This window comes from Pseudomonas sp. P2S-1, assembly GCF_057197725.1.
Map to the genome: position 1 here is coordinate 2,376,300 of NZ_CM170068.1, position 14,028 is coordinate 2,390,327.

At 62.3% G+C, this 14,028-nt stretch carries 16 protein-coding genes and 1 tRNA gene; 9 read left to right on the top strand and 8 right to left on the bottom strand.

All coding sequences use genetic code 11. The features are described 5' to 3' along the window. Positions 1 to 160: 160 nt before the first annotated feature. Positions 161 to 802 (bottom strand): DUF4224 domain-containing protein, encoded by a 642-nt coding sequence (locus AC2CQI_RS10480; RefSeq protein WP_484580603.1) that lies wholly within the window; start codon positions 800 to 802, stop codon positions 161 to 163. 43 nt (positions 803 to 845) lie between these two features. Here AC2CQI_RS10480 and AC2CQI_RS10485 point away from each other — a divergent pair, with 43 nt between their 5' ends. Together AC2CQI_RS10485 and AC2CQI_RS10490 are read left to right on the top strand one after the other, a co-directional pair. Then, positions 846 to 1,604 carry a hypothetical protein gene (locus tag AC2CQI_RS10485; RefSeq protein ID WP_484580098.1) on the top strand — a complete coding sequence of 253 codons (759 nt, stop codon included), beginning with the start codon at positions 846 to 848 and terminating at the stop codon, positions 1,602 to 1,604. Between the two features lie 358 nt (positions 1,605 to 1,962). Further along, the gene (locus AC2CQI_RS10490; protein ID WP_484580099.1) at positions 1,963 to 2,472 is read left to right on the top strand and encodes a hypothetical protein; all 510 of its coding nucleotides are present in this window, start codon (positions 1,963 to 1,965) and stop codon (positions 2,470 to 2,472) included. Between the two features lie 511 nt (positions 2,473 to 2,983). On the opposite strand, the gene AC2CQI_RS10495 is transcribed toward AC2CQI_RS10490, so the two are convergent. After that, positions 2,984 to 3,060 (bottom strand) — tRNA-Val (locus tag AC2CQI_RS10495). Between the two features lie 224 nt (positions 3,061 to 3,284). Between AC2CQI_RS10495 and AC2CQI_RS10500 the strand changes: the two genes are divergently transcribed. Beyond that, on the top strand, positions 3,285 to 4,568 hold the full coding sequence (locus tag AC2CQI_RS10500) for an NAD(P)/FAD-dependent oxidoreductase (protein ID WP_484580100.1): 1,284 nt from the start codon (positions 3,285 to 3,287) through the stop codon (positions 4,566 to 4,568). A 131-nt stretch (positions 4,569 to 4,699) separates the two neighbouring features. Here the strand turns inward: AC2CQI_RS10500 and AC2CQI_RS10505 are convergent, their stop codons facing one another. Further along, positions 4,700 to 5,359 (bottom strand): peptidase C39 family protein, encoded by a 660-nt coding sequence (locus AC2CQI_RS10505; RefSeq protein WP_484580101.1) that lies wholly within the window; start codon positions 5,357 to 5,359, stop codon positions 4,700 to 4,702. Between the two features lie 189 nt (positions 5,360 to 5,548). On the opposite strand from AC2CQI_RS10505, the gene AC2CQI_RS10510 reads away from it, so the two are divergent. Beyond that, positions 5,549 to 5,734, top strand: coding sequence for a hypothetical protein (locus AC2CQI_RS10510; protein WP_075806852.1), 186 nt, complete (start codon positions 5,549 to 5,551; stop codon positions 5,732 to 5,734). Between the two features lie 63 nt (positions 5,735 to 5,797). Here the strand turns inward: AC2CQI_RS10510 and AC2CQI_RS10515 are convergent, their stop codons facing one another. Together AC2CQI_RS10515 and AC2CQI_RS10520 are read right to left on the bottom strand one after the other, a co-directional pair. Beyond that, positions 5,798 to 6,547 (bottom strand): TerC family protein, encoded by a 750-nt coding sequence (locus tag AC2CQI_RS10515; RefSeq protein ID WP_075806851.1) that lies wholly within the window; start codon positions 6,545 to 6,547, stop codon positions 5,798 to 5,800. Between the two features lie 38 nt (positions 6,548 to 6,585). Then, positions 6,586 to 6,822: a hypothetical protein gene (locus AC2CQI_RS10520; RefSeq protein WP_075806850.1), complete on the bottom strand. Its 237-nt coding sequence runs from the start codon at positions 6,820 to 6,822 to the stop codon at positions 6,586 to 6,588. 135 nt (positions 6,823 to 6,957) lie between these two features. Between AC2CQI_RS10520 and nhaR the strand changes: the two genes are divergently transcribed. Next, complete coding sequence (gene nhaR, locus AC2CQI_RS10525; RefSeq protein WP_075806902.1) at positions 6,958 to 7,863, top strand: transcriptional activator NhaR; 906 nt, start codon at positions 6,958 to 6,960, stop codon at positions 7,861 to 7,863. Here nhaR and AC2CQI_RS10530 read toward each other — a convergent pair. After that, positions 7,844 to 8,992 carry an MFS transporter gene (locus AC2CQI_RS10530; protein WP_484580102.1) on the bottom strand — a complete coding sequence of 383 codons (1,149 nt, stop codon included), beginning with the start codon at positions 8,990 to 8,992 and terminating at the stop codon, positions 7,844 to 7,846. The two genes, nhaR and AC2CQI_RS10530, sit on opposite strands and share 20 nt — an antisense overlap. A gap of 172 nt (positions 8,993 to 9,164) precedes the next feature. On the opposite strand from AC2CQI_RS10530, the gene sstT reads away from it, so the two are divergent. Further along, entirely contained in the window at positions 9,165 to 10,373 is a 1,209-nt protein-coding gene (sstT, locus tag AC2CQI_RS10535; protein WP_075806848.1) for a serine/threonine transporter SstT, read from the top strand. 97 nt (positions 10,374 to 10,470) lie between these two features. Further along, positions 10,471 to 11,112 carry a YceH family protein gene (locus AC2CQI_RS10540; protein ID WP_075806847.1) on the top strand — a complete coding sequence of 214 codons (642 nt, stop codon included), beginning with the start codon at positions 10,471 to 10,473 and terminating at the stop codon, positions 11,110 to 11,112. A 112-nt stretch (positions 11,113 to 11,224) separates the two neighbouring features. Here AC2CQI_RS10540 and AC2CQI_RS10545 read toward each other — a convergent pair whose 3' ends face one another. Further along, positions 11,225 to 12,037 (bottom strand): shikimate 5-dehydrogenase, encoded by an 813-nt coding sequence (locus AC2CQI_RS10545; RefSeq protein ID WP_484580103.1) that lies wholly within the window; start codon positions 12,035 to 12,037, stop codon positions 11,225 to 11,227. A gap of 163 nt (positions 12,038 to 12,200) precedes the next feature. On the opposite strand from AC2CQI_RS10545, the gene AC2CQI_RS10550 reads away from it, so the two are divergent. Together AC2CQI_RS10550 and AC2CQI_RS10555 are read left to right on the top strand one after the other, a co-directional pair. Next, on the top strand, positions 12,201 to 12,554 hold the full coding sequence (locus AC2CQI_RS10550) for a hypothetical protein (RefSeq protein WP_075806845.1): 354 nt from the start codon (positions 12,201 to 12,203) through the stop codon (positions 12,552 to 12,554). 96 nt (positions 12,555 to 12,650) lie between these two features. Beyond that, on the top strand, positions 12,651 to 12,833 hold the full coding sequence (locus tag AC2CQI_RS10555) for a hypothetical protein (RefSeq protein WP_075806844.1): 183 nt from the start codon (positions 12,651 to 12,653) through the stop codon (positions 12,831 to 12,833). An 84-nt stretch (positions 12,834 to 12,917) separates the two neighbouring features. Here AC2CQI_RS10555 and AC2CQI_RS10560 read toward each other — a convergent pair whose 3' ends face one another. Continuing rightward, positions 12,918 to 14,027: a carboxylate-amine ligase gene (locus AC2CQI_RS10560; protein WP_484580104.1), complete on the bottom strand. Its 1,110-nt coding sequence runs from the start codon at positions 14,025 to 14,027 to the stop codon at positions 12,918 to 12,920. Between the last annotated feature and the right edge of the window lies 1 nt (position 14,028).

Sequence of the window (14,028 nt, forward strand, 5' to 3'; positions counted from 1 at the left end):
CCAAGCTCATTTCTGTAGAAAACACTCCTTATCTATCAAGAAGTTAGGGAGTGGTTTTGCAAAACGTCACACGATCCAGCGAATGGGCCCCTTACCTTTATTTTTTCATCGGCTTAGCTCGCTTGCCAGGGTTTGATTCCGTAGGTGGTTCAAATGGAGGTCATCGCGCATCCAGCCACGCCTCATAGCGCCTCATGCTATACATGATGCGCCCGTCTACCTCTTGCCATACCGAGTCGGGGATGACGCCCCGGGCACGTCGACCTTGAAGCACCCTTGCGCTCACTCCCATCATCTTAGCCATCAACTCTTCGGTGACTTTGTCCCAGTTGTCTGTGATCTCAGCGAGATTGATCATTACTGGATCAGTCTCCTGGGCATCGCACTCTGAGGGGCTGATTATGTCCACGAGGTTTTGCCGCGCGACCTTGGGACGGCCGTCACCCCCAAGAATAAAGGGGATCGCTCTAGACCGCAGCCATCTCATCTGAATAGACGCCCGCGCGCGCCCGGTTAGCTCCTCGATGTCGCTCGAACTTACGAACATGGGTTCCGACGACGTGCTCATAATTGAACGACCTGTACCATTGTGGTGAATAGCCCCCTCCGATAGCATTGCGCCACTCCAAGGCTGGACTTCATCCAGCGTATTCATTTCGCCGATGGCTGCGGCACAAGCAGCCGCACAGACCGCCATCACCACCCTGGTGAAGAAGCGTAGGAATGAGGTGCATAGGAAGGGATCTGTCGCAGCTTCTAATGAACCGCTAAGAAGCGGTTGAAATTCTCTATTTAAGACCATCGCGGTCAAGCCACCGCAAACCTCACTGCTAAGGAACCCATGAATGGATGGCGGTATTGCAAGGATTGGGCGCCTGCTGCCTGGATTTGTCGAATTAACAGAAGGGGTTAACGCACCCGTGAGGGGGATCGCATCGACCGATGACGGCGAAGTCAAGGTCATTGCTAAAAAGGTGTCCTCGCGAGTCCTAGGCGTTGAGCTTGTGTGCGCTGCATATGGTAGAGCAGCCGGGCTGCAAATCCCGGAACCTCTCGTCCTAATTGATGACGCAGGCGCAATGCATTTCGGAAGTCTTGACCTTGAGCACCCGAGCCTCTTCCAGTTCATGAGCGTGTCCGACGAATCCACCCACCCCTATCTCATCGACTGGCCGGGGCTGCTTCCTGCTGCTTGTTTTGACGAGTTAATCGTCAATCCCGATCGGCATGATGGAAATCTGCTTTACGACGGCCGATCCTTTACCTTGATTGATCATGACTTGTGCCTTCCTTATGGCATGAGCCCCAAAGATGCCTTCAAGCCAGACGATGCAAACGTATTACTGAACCTAGCTATTGATGGGTTGCCAAATGATGACTTGTCGAAAAGACGAATGCTGAAAGACGCGAATGCGTGGCTTTCTAGCTTGGATGACAGCATGATTGATAGCGCAGGCTCCGCCCTATCTGGGGTTTGCACTGTGACGATTCAAAGTCAGCTAGTATCGTTCCTCAGGGACCGGCTACATGCCCTAGCCGATCTTCTCAATGACAAGGTGAATCCGAACCAAGGGAGGTTGGATTTCGCAAATGATAAGTCCTGAATTTCTCTCTGGAAGGATGCCGCCCAACCCCACTTACAGTGGCTCTTGGGCTGCCATTTACTTGGAGCCAATGATGGGCTCCGGAGAACGGCTAACTGTTGCAGTCGCGGCTATGGGGGATACTGGCGAGGTGCGAGTACATGCCGCTATAAGGCCTCATGTGCTGGAAGCCATGTTCGGGATCAAAGCTACAGGACTAAGCAACATCATCGACGTGATCTCAAAGAGCTTAGAGGCACATGCAATCTCTACTGGGTCCTTGTCTGGGTGGAAGCCGCCCTTTTCTGGGGTCACCATAGGATCCGTTAGGGAGACTAGATCAACTGATGTGACAGGCCTGCTCCGACACGCCGTAGCTATGACCGCAAGCTTGGCCGCACTTGATCTGGCTGACCCTGAGGAGAAGGACTCTGAATCTATTACCGCAACCAGCGACGATAGATGGCCAAAGCTGTTTCAAGCTGAAGTGCTCAAGCGCGACCCGCGTCTCGAGCGCTTTTTCATGCAGAAGTTCTTCGTTTCTGAGCCGTCAAAACCGCTGAACATGTTCTTTCTGAGCGATCATGTTGCATTAAACACCGGGCGCATGATACCTGGGCGCGGTCTATCCGCTTATCTCGAGCACAATAAGGCGAGAATGCTCGATCTCCGCATGGCAAAAGAGAAGCAGCATCTCTTTGCAAGAAATCACTTCGAACTGATTGTGTTTCGGCCTGGTTTTGAGGATCCCACGTATAGCATCAAACAAATTGACTCCCTGAAACGATCAATTGCCACTCTTGAAGAGGCGTGCGATGAAAGCCGGATCAGGGTGACGCAGGTGCAAAGCGCTGCCGAAGCAGCAGAGCGCTTACTACAGATCGCTTGAGAGGATTTATTGCCCCAAGCCCGCCTCCCCGCGGGCTTTTCTTTGCCTAGATGATAGCTAAGGGCCGAGAGGGTGAAAGCAAGCTATCTTTTGAGTAAGCCATCATCAGGCCTCCCAATTTAATTTGACGCGCTCGATGCACGAACGCGAGGCTTGGCGATAGCACCTACCGATTCCGTCTCGGAGCCTTGCCTGCTGGAATTCCAACTTTACCTGCCTCGTTCGCCGCTCTTCGGCGCGTATCAAGCCGCCGGCAGTGCCGCCAGTCCGATCAGCGGATTTGTCGATAGCATGCGTGACAATGTACTGATCAGCCCAATCGTCTAGCTCATATCGGTAAAATCCAACACCCTGTATACCGATCGGGAACTCTCTCACGAACGGCCGCACGGTGCCACCACAGCCAAGCGGGTTGCGCTTGCGCGCAACGCGCCATGCCTGGCGCACAACAAAAAGGGCGACCCTCTCGGATCGCCCTTCTTGCTTGACCGCCAACAGGAGCGGTGATGTTTGGTAGGCACAATTGGACTCGAACCAACGACCCCCACCATGTCAAGGTGGTGCTCTAACCAACTGAGCTATGTGCCTGCTGTGAGGCGGCATTCTACGCTTTCGATAGAACGTGTCAACGCCTTTTTCATCTAAACCACTGAATAATAGAATTTTTTTACGCGCCCCCGGCTTTCGTCCCTGCCAAGGAGGGATTTCGTCAGCCCGGCTGGCGAGTGTTCATTATTGTTGATAGGATTGACGCATCCGTAAAAAATACAAAACACACAACTACAAAGTCACAGATTAGAGGTTCACCGCGCATGGCCACCATCGCCTACCCACAATCGTACTACGCCGCCTCGGCCAATCCGGTACCCCAGCGCCCCGCCTTGCAGGAAGAAGTCCAGACCGACGTGTGCGTGATCGGCGCCGGCTATACCGGCCTGTCCAGCGCCCTGTTCCTGCTGGAGAACGGTTTTAGCGTCACCGTCCTGGAAGCCGCCAAGGTCGGCTTCGGCGCTTCGGGCCGTAACGGCGGGCAGATCGTCAACAGCTACAGCCGCGACATCGATGTCATCGAACGCACCGTCGGCCCGCGCCAGGCGCAGTTGCTGGGCGAAATGGCCTTCGAGGGTGGACGCATCATTCGCGATCGCGTGGCCAAGTACAACATCCAGTGCGACCTGAAGGACGGTGGCGTGTTCGCCGCCCTGACCAGCAAGCAGATGGGTCACCTGGAATCGCAGAAACGCCTGTGGGAACGCTTCGGCCATAAGCAACTGGAGCTGATGGACGCCAAGCGCATCCGTGAAGTGGTGGCCTGCGACAACTACATCGGCGGCATGCTCGACATGAGCGGCGGCCATATCCACCCGCTGAACCTGGCGCTGGGCGAAGCCGCCGCCGTGGAGTCCCTGGGTGGCAAGATCTACGAACAGTCCCCGGCCGTGCGTATCGAGCGCGGTGCCAACCCGGTGGTGCATACTCCGAACGGTCGCGTGCGGGCCAAGTTCATCATCGTTGCCGGCAACGCCTACCTCGGCGGCCTGGTCCCGGAGCTGGCGGCCAAGTCCATGCCGTGCGGTACCCAGGTGATCACCACCGAACCGCTGAGCGATGAAATGGCGCGCACCCTGCTGCCTCAGGACTACTGCGTCGAGGACTGCAACTACCTGCTCGACTACTACCGCCTGACCAGCGACAAGCGCCTGATCTTTGGCGGCGGCGTGGTCTACGGTGCCCGTGACCCGGCGAACATCGAAGCGATCATCCGGCCGAAGATGCTCAAGGCCTTCCCGCAACTGAAGGACGTGAAGATCGACTTCGCCTGGACCGGCAACTTCCTCCTGACCCTGTCGCGCCTGCCGCAGGTCGGCCGGATCGGCGACAACATCTATTACTCGCAAGGCTGCAGCGGCCATGGCGTGACCTACACCCACCTGGCGGGCAAGGTCCTGGCCGAGGCCCTGCGTGGCCAGGCCGAACGCTTCGACGCCTTCGCCGAACTGCCGCACTACCCATTCCCGGGTGGGCAGATGTTCCGTGTGCCGTTCAGTGCGATCGGGGCCTGGTACTACAGCCTGCGGGATCGTCTGGGGGTTTAAGCAGCAGGTTCATCTCTGCAGCCTGACCCGGCCCTATCGCTGGCAAGCCAGCTCCCACAGGTATGGTGTACACCACTAAACCTGTGGGAGCTGGCTTGCCGGCGATGAGGCCCTCGAAAGCAACACAAGGCTCAGCGCCCGATCGCCTCCACCGCCTGCCGCGCCGCCTGCTCCTGCCCCGCCTGCGCCAGATCATTGGCCGCCTTCAACCAGCGCTGCCGATCCACTCCGGCCGGCAACTGCTTCGGCTTCTGCACCAGCACCGCCCAATTCCCTTCCTTGCCCCAGGCCGATTCGAACGAGTCGAAGTCCATCAGCATCCGCCGACTGTTCCCCGCCCGCAGCAGCACCCGTTGCTTATAACGATCAAAGCCCACCAGCAGCCCGTAACGCGGCTCGCTCCAGAATGCCGAACCTTCCTGGAAACGCACCAGCACCGGGTTCCCCGCCGACACCTGGGTCAGCAATGCCGCCAGGCTGTGATCGAGCGGGTACACCACCATCCCGTACTGCCGCGCCGAGTTTTCCACCGCGGCCTGCAGTTTCTCCGGCTGCCTGGGCAACCCCAGCATCCCCGGCGTTACCCGCACGCCCTGCTGCGACAGCAAGGCCGCCAGCGCCATCGGCGCGCTCTGGTCGGCATTGCCCCGGTAAAACGGCACGGCCGTGAGCTCGACCCGTTGCGGCAATTGCTTGAGATCGCCAGACGGCTGGCTGGCACAACCGGCCAGGCCGGCGGCGAGAAGACAGGCCACCAACAGGCGGCGCGGGGTGATGGGAAGGCTCGGCATGAGTCCTCGCTCGAAGGGGGCAAAGGCCCGATCATAGGCCGACGGACGGCATCGGTATAGCCCGCGCCGGGCTTGGAACAAAGCGGTCTAGCACTTGGACCATCGGTCAATAGCCTGAAATAACTGACCGTCTAGACTAAAGGGGTGTCTGAACTACAGGTATCGCCTGTATTGAAGAAGGAGGCACCCATGAGCCTGACCATGGCTATCTTCATGATGATCGCAGCCTGGCTGAGCATCGCCGTTGCCATGCTGTGGGGCGTGCTGCGCATCGCCCGTCGCCATCACCTGCACCACCAGGCCCCGCAAGCGCCGGCCAAACCTGCTGCCCTGACGCATCACCGGGCCCCGCGTCGCCACGCCAACGCGCACTGATCCCAATAAAAAAGGGGCTCCACAAGGAGCCCCCAAACTACAGCACGCAACAGATCCGGTTGATCAGGCCTCGCTGGCCTCACGGCGCTGGCGAGCCCTGCGCGACATGATGTTCAGCACCTCGATCGCAGTGGAGAAGGCCATTGCCGCGTAGACGTAGCCTTTCGGTACGTGGGCGCCGAAGCCTTCGGCGATCAGGGTCATGCCGATCATGATGAGGAAGCCCAGGGCCAGCATCACCACGGTCGGGTTGTCGTTGATGAACTTCGCCAGCGGGTCGGCGGCGACCAGCATCACGATCACGGCACTGATCACGGCGATGATCATGATCGGCAGGTGTTCGGTCATGCCCACGGCGGTGATGATGCTGTCCACCGAGAAGACGATGTCGAGGATCAGGATCTGGCCAATGGCCGCCGCGAAGCCCAGGGTAATGGTAGACGACGCTGCGGATTCTTCCTTGGCCCGTGGGTCCACGCTTTCATGGATTTCCTTGGTGGCTTTCCAAAGCAGGAACAGACCACCGGCGATCAGGATCATGTCCTTCCACGAGAAGCTGTGACCGAGGATATCGATCACCGGTTCCGTGAGCTGGACGATCCAGGCGACGGTGCTGAGCAGCGCCAGGCGCATTACCAGGGCCATGGAGATACCGATGCGACGGGCTTTGGAGCGGAATTGCTCGGGCAGCTTGTTGGTCAGGATCGAGATGAAGATCAGGTTGTCGATACCGAGGACGATCTCCATGGCCACCAGGGTGGCCAGGGCGACCCAGGCGGTCGGGCTTGCAGCGAGTTCCAGCAGGTATTCCATGAATCAGGTCCTGATAGGGGGTTATTGGAAAAAATAGATCAGATTTTCTGACCGTCAGCGTCCTTGCTCTCTTCTTTCTCCGCTTTCTCCGTGCCGGTGGCTTCGCTCAGCGCCTGCTGGGCCGCTTCGTTGGTCTTGTCGATCGCTTCCTTGGCCGACTCGGCGGCCTGGTTGAGCGCCTGCTGGGCGGATTTCTCGACCTGGTCGCAACCGCTCATGGCGAACAGGGCCATGACCAGCACCAGCGGTGTACCTATGGATTTGAGATAGAGCATGTCGTCCTCACTGGAAATACGTCAGCGCCGGAAAAAGTGACGCCGCAATGGAGAGGCATTCTATGGATGCTGAAACATCAGGAAAATTCGTATTTTCAGCGGTTATACTTCGGTTTTTCCGAATCGGGGCTTGCCATGCTCAATTACCGGCAACTGCACTACTTCTGGGTCGTGGCCAAGACCGGCAGCATCGTCCGCGCCTGCGAGCAACTGAACCTGACCCCGCAAACCATCAGCGGGCAGATCAGCCTGCTGGAACAAACCTATGGTATCGAGCTGTTCAAGCGGGTCGGCCGCCAGCTGGAACTGACCGAAACCGGGCGCCAGGCGCTGTCCTACGCCGAGCCGATGTTCCAGATCGGCGGCGAGCTGGAAGCCATGCTGCGGGCGCAGCCCAACGAGCAGCAGGTGCTGTTCCGGGTCGGGGTCGCGGATGTGGTGCCCAAGTCCATCGTCTACCGCCTGATCGCGCCGACCATGGAACTGGCCGAACCGCTGCGCATCAGCTGCCGCGAGGACAAGCTGGAGCGCCTGCTCGCCGACCTGGCGATCCAGCGCCTGGACCTGGTGATCTCCGACAGCCCCATGCCCGGCCACCTGGATATCAAGGGCTACAGCCAGAAGCTCGGCGAATGCGGTATCAGCTTCCTCGCCACGCCAGAACTGGCAGCGCGCCAGGCCCTGCCCTTCCCCGCCTGCCTGCACCACGCGCCGCTGCTGATCCCCGGTCAGGAAACCATGGTGCGCAACCGCCTGCTGCGCTGGTTCGCCGAGCAGCAATTGCAGCCGCGGATCGTCGGCGAATTCGATGACAGCGCCTTGATGCAGGCTTTCGGCAAATCCGGCAGCGGCATCTTCATCGCCCCCAGCGTGATCGCCGAAGAGGTCTGCCGGCAGTATGACGTCGAGCTGATCGGCCAGACCGACGCGGTCACCGAGTCGTTCTACGCCATTTCGGTGGAGCGCAAGGTCAAGCACCCTGGCATCGTCGCCATCACCGAGGGCGCGCGCCGCGAGCTGTTCAACTGGCCACTGGCTTGAAGCGGCTCAGCCACAGGGCCAGGGCCACCGCCAGGCCGATCAGCAGTGCCGCGACATAACCGACGCTGCCCAGCCCCAGATGGTCGATCACCTGGCCGCCGATCACCGCGCCCAGGCCGATGCCCAGGTTGCCCCCGGCGATGTTCAGCGAGGCGCCGAAGGCCGCCGCCGAGGGCGCGGCCTTGATCACCCGCACATGGCTGACCAGGAACAGCGCCGCCTGGCTCAGGCCCCACAGGGCCAGGGCAAGGATCAACCCGAGCGGCGACTGGATCGCCGGCACCACCACCAGCAAGGCGATCACCAGCAGCGCGCTGAACCCCGCCGACGCCAGCAGCGGATGACGATCCACCGCCCGGCCGCCGAGGCTGTTGCCGATCAGCCCCACCGCACCGAAGCCCATCAGGTACCAGCCGACCAGCTTGCCGTCGAAACCGGCAAGGCGCTCCAGCAGGTCTGCCAGGTAGGTGTAGGCGGAGAACATGCCGCTGAACACCAGCACCGACAACAGCACATGGCCTTGCAGCAGGCGCCCGCGCAGTACGCTGAACTGGCTGCGCAGCGAGGTCGATTCGCTCTTGCGCGGCGTATGCGGCAGAAAGCCCCACAGCAACAGGGCCTTGGCCAGGGCCAGCAGCGCCAGCAGGCCGAATGCCACGCGCCAGCCCCAGGCATCGCCCAGCAGCGTGCCCAAGGGAATGCCGAAGACCATGGCGCAGACCACGCCAAAGCTGATCTTGCTGATCGCCCGCCCGGCATAGGCCGGCCCGACGATATCCACCGCCGTTTCACTGGCCAAGGACCAGAACACCGGCAGGCCAAGGGCGGGGATCAGCCGCGCCAGCGCCATCACCCAGTAGTTCGGTGCCAGCGCGGCCAGCAGGTTGGAGGCGGCAAAGAGCAGCAAGACCCCGACAAACAGCCGCTTGCGCTCGAACCGCGCGCACCAGGCGGTGAGAAACGGCCCGAAGGCGGCCACGGTAAAGGCGAACAGGGTCACCAGCAGCCCCGCCTGGGGGATGCTCACGTCAAGGTCACGGGCGATCCCCGGCAGCAGGCCGACGATCAGGAACTCGGTGGTCAGTACGGTGAAGCCGGCCGCAGCCAGCAACAGAATGGGCAGGAACATCCAGACTCCAACAGTGAGCGCGTCGGCTCGAAACGGCCGCGCATGGTAACAGTGGTGCCGCCCGCGGACCTACCGGCGGACGGCACCTTGGGTTGCGGCAAGCACTCTGTGCTAGAGTTCCGCCCTTTTTTCCGGCCGGTCTGCGGCCTGCACACGCCCGAGAAGCACTTTTATGCTGCCCGTTCTGAACCTGATCAACCGCACCAGCCTGGTGCTGCAAATCATCATCGGCCTGGTCGCCGGTATCGCCCTGGCCCTGCTCGCCCCGGAGCTGGCTGCCAACCTGGCGTTTATCGGCAAGGTCTTCGTCAGCGCCCTGAAAGCAGTGGCGCCGATCCTGGTATTCGTCCTGGTGATGGCCTCGATCGCCAACCACAAGCAGGGCCAGCAAACCCATATCCGCCCGATTCTCGCGCTCTATCTGTGGGGCACCTTCGGCGCGGCGGTGGTCGCGGTGGCGGCGAGCATGCTGTTCCCCTCGACCCTGGTGCTGAATACCGGCGAAGCGCAGATGAGCGCGCCCGGCGGCATCACCGAGGTGCTCCAGGGCCTGCTGCTCAGTGCCGTGGACAACCCGGTCAATGCCCTGGTCACCGGCAACTTCATCGGCATCCTGGTCTGGGCCATCGGCCTGGGCATCGCCGTGCGGCATTCCGGCGACACCACCCGCACCGTGCTGGATGACCTGTCCAACGGCGTGACGATGATCGTGCGCGTGGTCATCCGCTTCGCCCCGCTGGGCATCTTCGGCCTGGTCGCCTCGACCCTGGCCCAGTCCGGCCTCGACGCCCTGCTTGGCTACCTGCACCTGCTGGCGGTGCTGATCGGCTGCATGCTGTTCGTGGCCCTGGTGATGAACCCGCTGATCGTCTGGTGGAAGATACGCCGCAACCCGTTCCCGCTGACCCTGCTGTGTCTGCGCGAGAGCGGCATCACCGCGTTCTTCACCCGCAGCTCGGCGGCGAACATCCCGGTCAACCTGGCCCTCAGCGAAAAGCTCGGCCTGCATGAAGACACCTACTCGGTCTCGATCCCCCTCGGCGCCACCATCAACATGGCCGGCGCGGCGATCACCATCACCGTGCTGACCCTGGCCGCCGTGCATACCCTGGGCATCAGCATCGACCTGCCGACCGCCATCCTGCTCAGCGTGGTCGCGGCGGTCTGCGCCTGTGGCGCCTCGGGCGTGGCCGGCGGCTCGCTGCTGCTGATCCCGCTGGCCTGCAGCCTGTTCGGCATTCCCAACGAGGTGGCGATGCAGGTGGTGGCGGTGGGCTTTATCATCGGCGTGCTCCAGGACTCGGCGGAAACCGCGCTGAACTCGTCCACCGACGTGCTGTTCACTGCGGCGGCCTGCGAAGCCGAAGCCCGGCGCGGCTGATCCCCGTCAAGACCGATGGCCCCGCGCCATCGGTCGCTTGTGTTTTACCCGCCTGCGCCCCTAGGCTAGGACCCTTTTCCCGCAAAGAGACAGGGCCATGTCCGACGAGCACGATACTTCCGCCACTGCCCGCTTCACTCCCGCCGAAGTGCGCATCCTCGGCTCGCTGATCGAGAAACAGGCGAGCAATCCGGAAACCTATCCCCTGACCCTAAACGCGCTGATGCTGGCCTGCAACCAGAAGACCAGCCGCGAACCGGTGATGAACCTGACCCAGGGCCAGGTCGGCCAGAGCCTGCGCAACCTCGAAGGCCAGGGCCTGGTGCGCCTGCAGATGGGCAGCCGCGCCGACCGCTGGGAGCAGCGGGTGGACAAGGCGCTGGAGCTGGTGCCGGCGCAGTTGATCCTGATGGGCCTGATGTTCCTGCGTGGGCCGCAGACCTTGAACGAGCTGCTGAGCCGCAGCCAGCGCCTGCATGAGTTCGGCGATACCGAGGAAGTCCAGCACCAGCTGGAGCGCCTGATCGCCCGGGATCTGGCCTTGCACCTGCCGAAGCAGGCGGGGCAACGGGAGGACCGCTATACCCATGCGCTGGGGGATCCGGAGGAGATCGAGGCGATTCTGGCGGCGCGGCAGCAAGGGCCGGAACGGGTGGCCAGTGGGGTGTCGGCGGAGCGGATCGAGGCGCTGGAGGCGCGGATTGCGGCGCTGGAAGAACGATTGGCGCGGCTTGAGTGATGAGTTGAACTTGAGGGCCCTATCGCTGGCAAGCCAGCTCCCACAGGTTCGGCGGCGCACGCGGTCACTGTGGGAGCTGGCTTGCCAGCGATGAGGCCCGAAAGATCAGCCTCTAACCCCGGGCGTAAGCCACCGCCAATTCCACCTGCTCCCGCGTCGGCCGCACCCCGGTATATAGAACGAACTGCTCCAGCGCCTGCAACGCAATCACTTCCAGCCCGGTAATCACCCGCTTGCCCCGCGCTTCGGCAGCGAGGATCAGCGGCGTTCGCGCCGGCATCGCCACCACATCGAAGACCACCTGCGCCGCATCGATCAACGCCTCGGCGAACGACAACTGCTGCGCCTCCACCCCACCGGCCATGCCGATGGGCGTGACATTCACCAGCAGCGCCGCCCGCAGATCCCCGACCTCGGCCCGCCATTCATAGCCACAGTTCGCCGCCAGGCGCCGCCCCGCCTCTTCATTGCGAGCAACGATGACCCCGTCAGTGAACCCGGCATCGCGAAACGCACAGGCCACCGCCTTGGCCATGCCGCCGCTACCGCGCAACACCAGCGCAAGCCGCGGATCCAGCCCGTGCTCGTCAATCAGCTGGCGCACCGCGATGTAGTCGGTGTTATAGGCCTTCAGATGCCCGCCGTCGTTGACGATGGTATTCAACGAATCGATGGCCGCCACCGACGGATCCAGCTCGTCCACCAGGGCGATACTGGCTTCCTTGTACGGCATCGACACCCCGCAGCCGCGAATCCCCAGGGAGCGGATCCCGCCAATGGCACCCGGCAGGTCCGCCGTGCTCATGGCCTTGTAGTAGTAATCGAGCCCCAACTGCGCATACAGGTGATTGTGAAAGCGCACGCCGAAGGTGCCGGGGCGGCCGGCCAAGGACATGCACAGGACGGTGTCTTTGCTGGGGGTCATGACGAACTCCGGAAAACCACGAAAGCCGACAGTATGCCCAATACCGCTGATCGGCCCTTACAAAACCTTTACCCAGCACCCCGGCGAAACCTTTCGAAATACTGGTCATAGTGGTATCCCCGACCCGTTGTACGGGCGGTGTTATGCCCTGCGAGGAATCATCATGAACCGTCATATCCCCGGTATCGCCCTGCTGATCGGTGCCCTGGCCCTGTCCGGACAAGCCTCCGCCCATGGCGGCGGCGGTTGGGGTGCAGGCCCGGTCATCGGCGCAGCCGTTGTGGGTGCCGTGGTCGGTGCTGCCGTTTCCGGCGGCCGCGACCGTACCGTGGTCGTCGAACAACCGGCCTACTACCCACCGCCACCACCGCCGCCGGTGTACTACCAGCCACCGCCCGCCCCGGTGGTGTATTACCAGCCCTATCCCGTGGTCGAGCGTTATGTACCGGCACCGCCGCCGCACTATCGCCGCTACTACGGCCCGCCGCCGGTCTATTACGGCCCGCCGCGCTGGTAGTGGATTTCATCAATGAACACTATTGAGAACACTGATTTCACCGCAGCCGAGGCGCGACGTAAGGTAGCAGCCATGACCCCAGAGGGAGCACTCACCATGGCCACTATCAGCATCATGTCCGTCGTCGGCAGCGCCGTTCCACCCGCCTTGAGGGATGTCGGCCTGCTGGTCTGCTGGTACCTGGTACGTGACGGCGAAAAGATCGGCGGCCCGATCCTTTCGCTCCCCGACGCCGAAGCGAAAGCCCGCGATATTGCCGAGCAATCGTTCGAAGCCTAGGTCCACCGACTTTCCCTTGTGCGTTGCTCCGCACACCTCCCCTTGCCCCGCCTCCATGGCGGGGCTTTTTATTTGGCTTGCCGCCTACAGCCTCGCGGTGTCCTCCAGCAGTTGTTCGACCACCAGGCGCAAAGCCTGCGCCTGGCTGGCACCGCTCTGCCGGGCCAGGGCGAAGGTGGTCAGCTGGCGATCGGCGCTGGTGCCGAACAGCAGGATCGAGGCGGCCCGGGTGAACGCCTGGCGCGCTTCGTCGGACGCCGGCTGCAGGATGTTCAGGGTTTCCTCCAGCCACTGCTGCGCCGTGCGCGAGCCGCCGCCTTCGTCGAGGTACTGCCCGCGCCGCCCCAGGCGCATGGCCCGCCAGTAATTTTCCTGCTCGCGCCAGAGCGCACGCGGGTCCGGCGCCGGGCAGGGACCGGGCTGACGCACCGCCCACTCGACCATTTGCCGGAACAGCGCCGCGATGCACAAGGCGTCCTCCAGCCGCGGGCAGGCATCGCTGATACGCAGTTCCAGGGTCGGAAACCGCGATGATGGCCGCAGCGCCCACCAGCAATCGGCATCCGCGCGCAGCGAACCGCTGTCATGCAGGAACCCCAGGTATTCTTCGTACGCGGCCCAGTCCGGCAAAGGCTCCGGCAGGCCCATGCGCGGCCATTCACCGCAGAGCACCCGTCGATAACTGCAATAGCCGCTGTCCTGGCCTTCCCAGAACGGCGATGAAGCGCTGAGCAGCAGCAACAGCGGCAACCACTGGCGAATACGGTTGCTCACGGCGATCCGGTCGACGCCTTCCGGCACCGCGACATGCACATGCAGCCCGCAGACCACACTGCGCCGCGCCACCTGTCGGTAGTCCTCGAACAGTTGGCGGTAATGCGCCTCGGCGGTCGGGCGTTGCTGGGCCCAGCCGCCCGCCGGGTGACTGCCGGCGTTCAGCAGCCCCACGCCCAGCCCCGACAACTGCGAGGCCAGCTGTTCGCGCCGCGCCGCAAAGAAGTCCCGGGCCTGGGCCACGCTGTCGAACACCGGCGACACCAGCTCGATCTGGCTGCGAAACATCTCCGGGGCGAAATGCTCGCCGAACACCTCGCGACACAGCGCCAGGACCTGCGGCGACGGTTCGTCCAGCAGGCGCCCGCTGTCCAGGTCCAGCAGCAGGTACTCTTCCTCGATACCGAAGGTGCAGCCCATG

What these genes read in the sequence shown, in the direction of transcription:
- AC2CQI_RS10480 (WP_484580603.1), bottom strand. Translation starts at nt 802, where the DNA reads ATGGTCTTAAATAGAGAATTTCAACCGCTTCTTAGCGGTTCATTAGAA.
- AC2CQI_RS10485 (WP_484580098.1), top strand. Translation starts at nt 846, where the DNA reads ATGGATGGCGGTATTGCAAGGATTGGGCGCCTGCTGCCTGGATTTGTC.
- AC2CQI_RS10490 (WP_484580099.1), top strand. Translation starts at nt 1,963, where the DNA reads ATGACCGCAAGCTTGGCCGCACTTGATCTGGCTGACCCTGAGGAGAAG.
- AC2CQI_RS10500 (WP_484580100.1), top strand. Translation starts at nt 3,285, where the DNA reads ATGGCCACCATCGCCTACCCACAATCGTACTACGCCGCCTCGGCCAAT.
- AC2CQI_RS10505 (WP_484580101.1), bottom strand. Translation starts at nt 5,359, where the DNA reads ATGCCGAGCCTTCCCATCACCCCGCGCCGCCTGTTGGTGGCCTGTCTT.
- AC2CQI_RS10510 (WP_075806852.1), top strand. Translation starts at nt 5,549, where the DNA reads ATGAGCCTGACCATGGCTATCTTCATGATGATCGCAGCCTGGCTGAGC.
- AC2CQI_RS10515 (WP_075806851.1), bottom strand. Translation starts at nt 6,547, where the DNA reads ATGGAATACCTGCTGGAACTCGCTGCAAGCCCGACCGCCTGGGTCGCC.
- AC2CQI_RS10520 (WP_075806850.1), bottom strand. Translation starts at nt 6,822, where the DNA reads ATGCTCTATCTCAAATCCATAGGTACACCGCTGGTGCTGGTCATGGCC.
- nhaR (WP_075806902.1), top strand. Translation starts at nt 6,958, where the DNA reads ATGCTCAATTACCGGCAACTGCACTACTTCTGGGTCGTGGCCAAGACC.
- AC2CQI_RS10530 (WP_484580102.1), bottom strand. Translation starts at nt 8,992, where the DNA reads ATGTTCCTGCCCATTCTGTTGCTGGCTGCGGCCGGCTTCACCGTACTG.
- sstT (WP_075806848.1), top strand. Translation starts at nt 9,165, where the DNA reads ATGCTGCCCGTTCTGAACCTGATCAACCGCACCAGCCTGGTGCTGCAA.
- AC2CQI_RS10540 (WP_075806847.1), top strand. Translation starts at nt 10,471, where the DNA reads ATGTCCGACGAGCACGATACTTCCGCCACTGCCCGCTTCACTCCCGCC.
- AC2CQI_RS10545 (WP_484580103.1), bottom strand. Translation starts at nt 12,037, where the DNA reads ATGACCCCCAGCAAAGACACCGTCCTGTGCATGTCCTTGGCCGGCCGC.
- AC2CQI_RS10550 (WP_075806845.1), top strand. Translation starts at nt 12,201, where the DNA reads ATGAACCGTCATATCCCCGGTATCGCCCTGCTGATCGGTGCCCTGGCC.
- AC2CQI_RS10555 (WP_075806844.1), top strand. Translation starts at nt 12,651, where the DNA reads ATGGCCACTATCAGCATCATGTCCGTCGTCGGCAGCGCCGTTCCACCC.
- AC2CQI_RS10560 (WP_484580104.1), bottom strand. Translation starts at nt 14,027, where the DNA reads ATGGGCTGCACCTTCGGTATCGAGGAAGAGTACCTGCTGCTGGACCTG.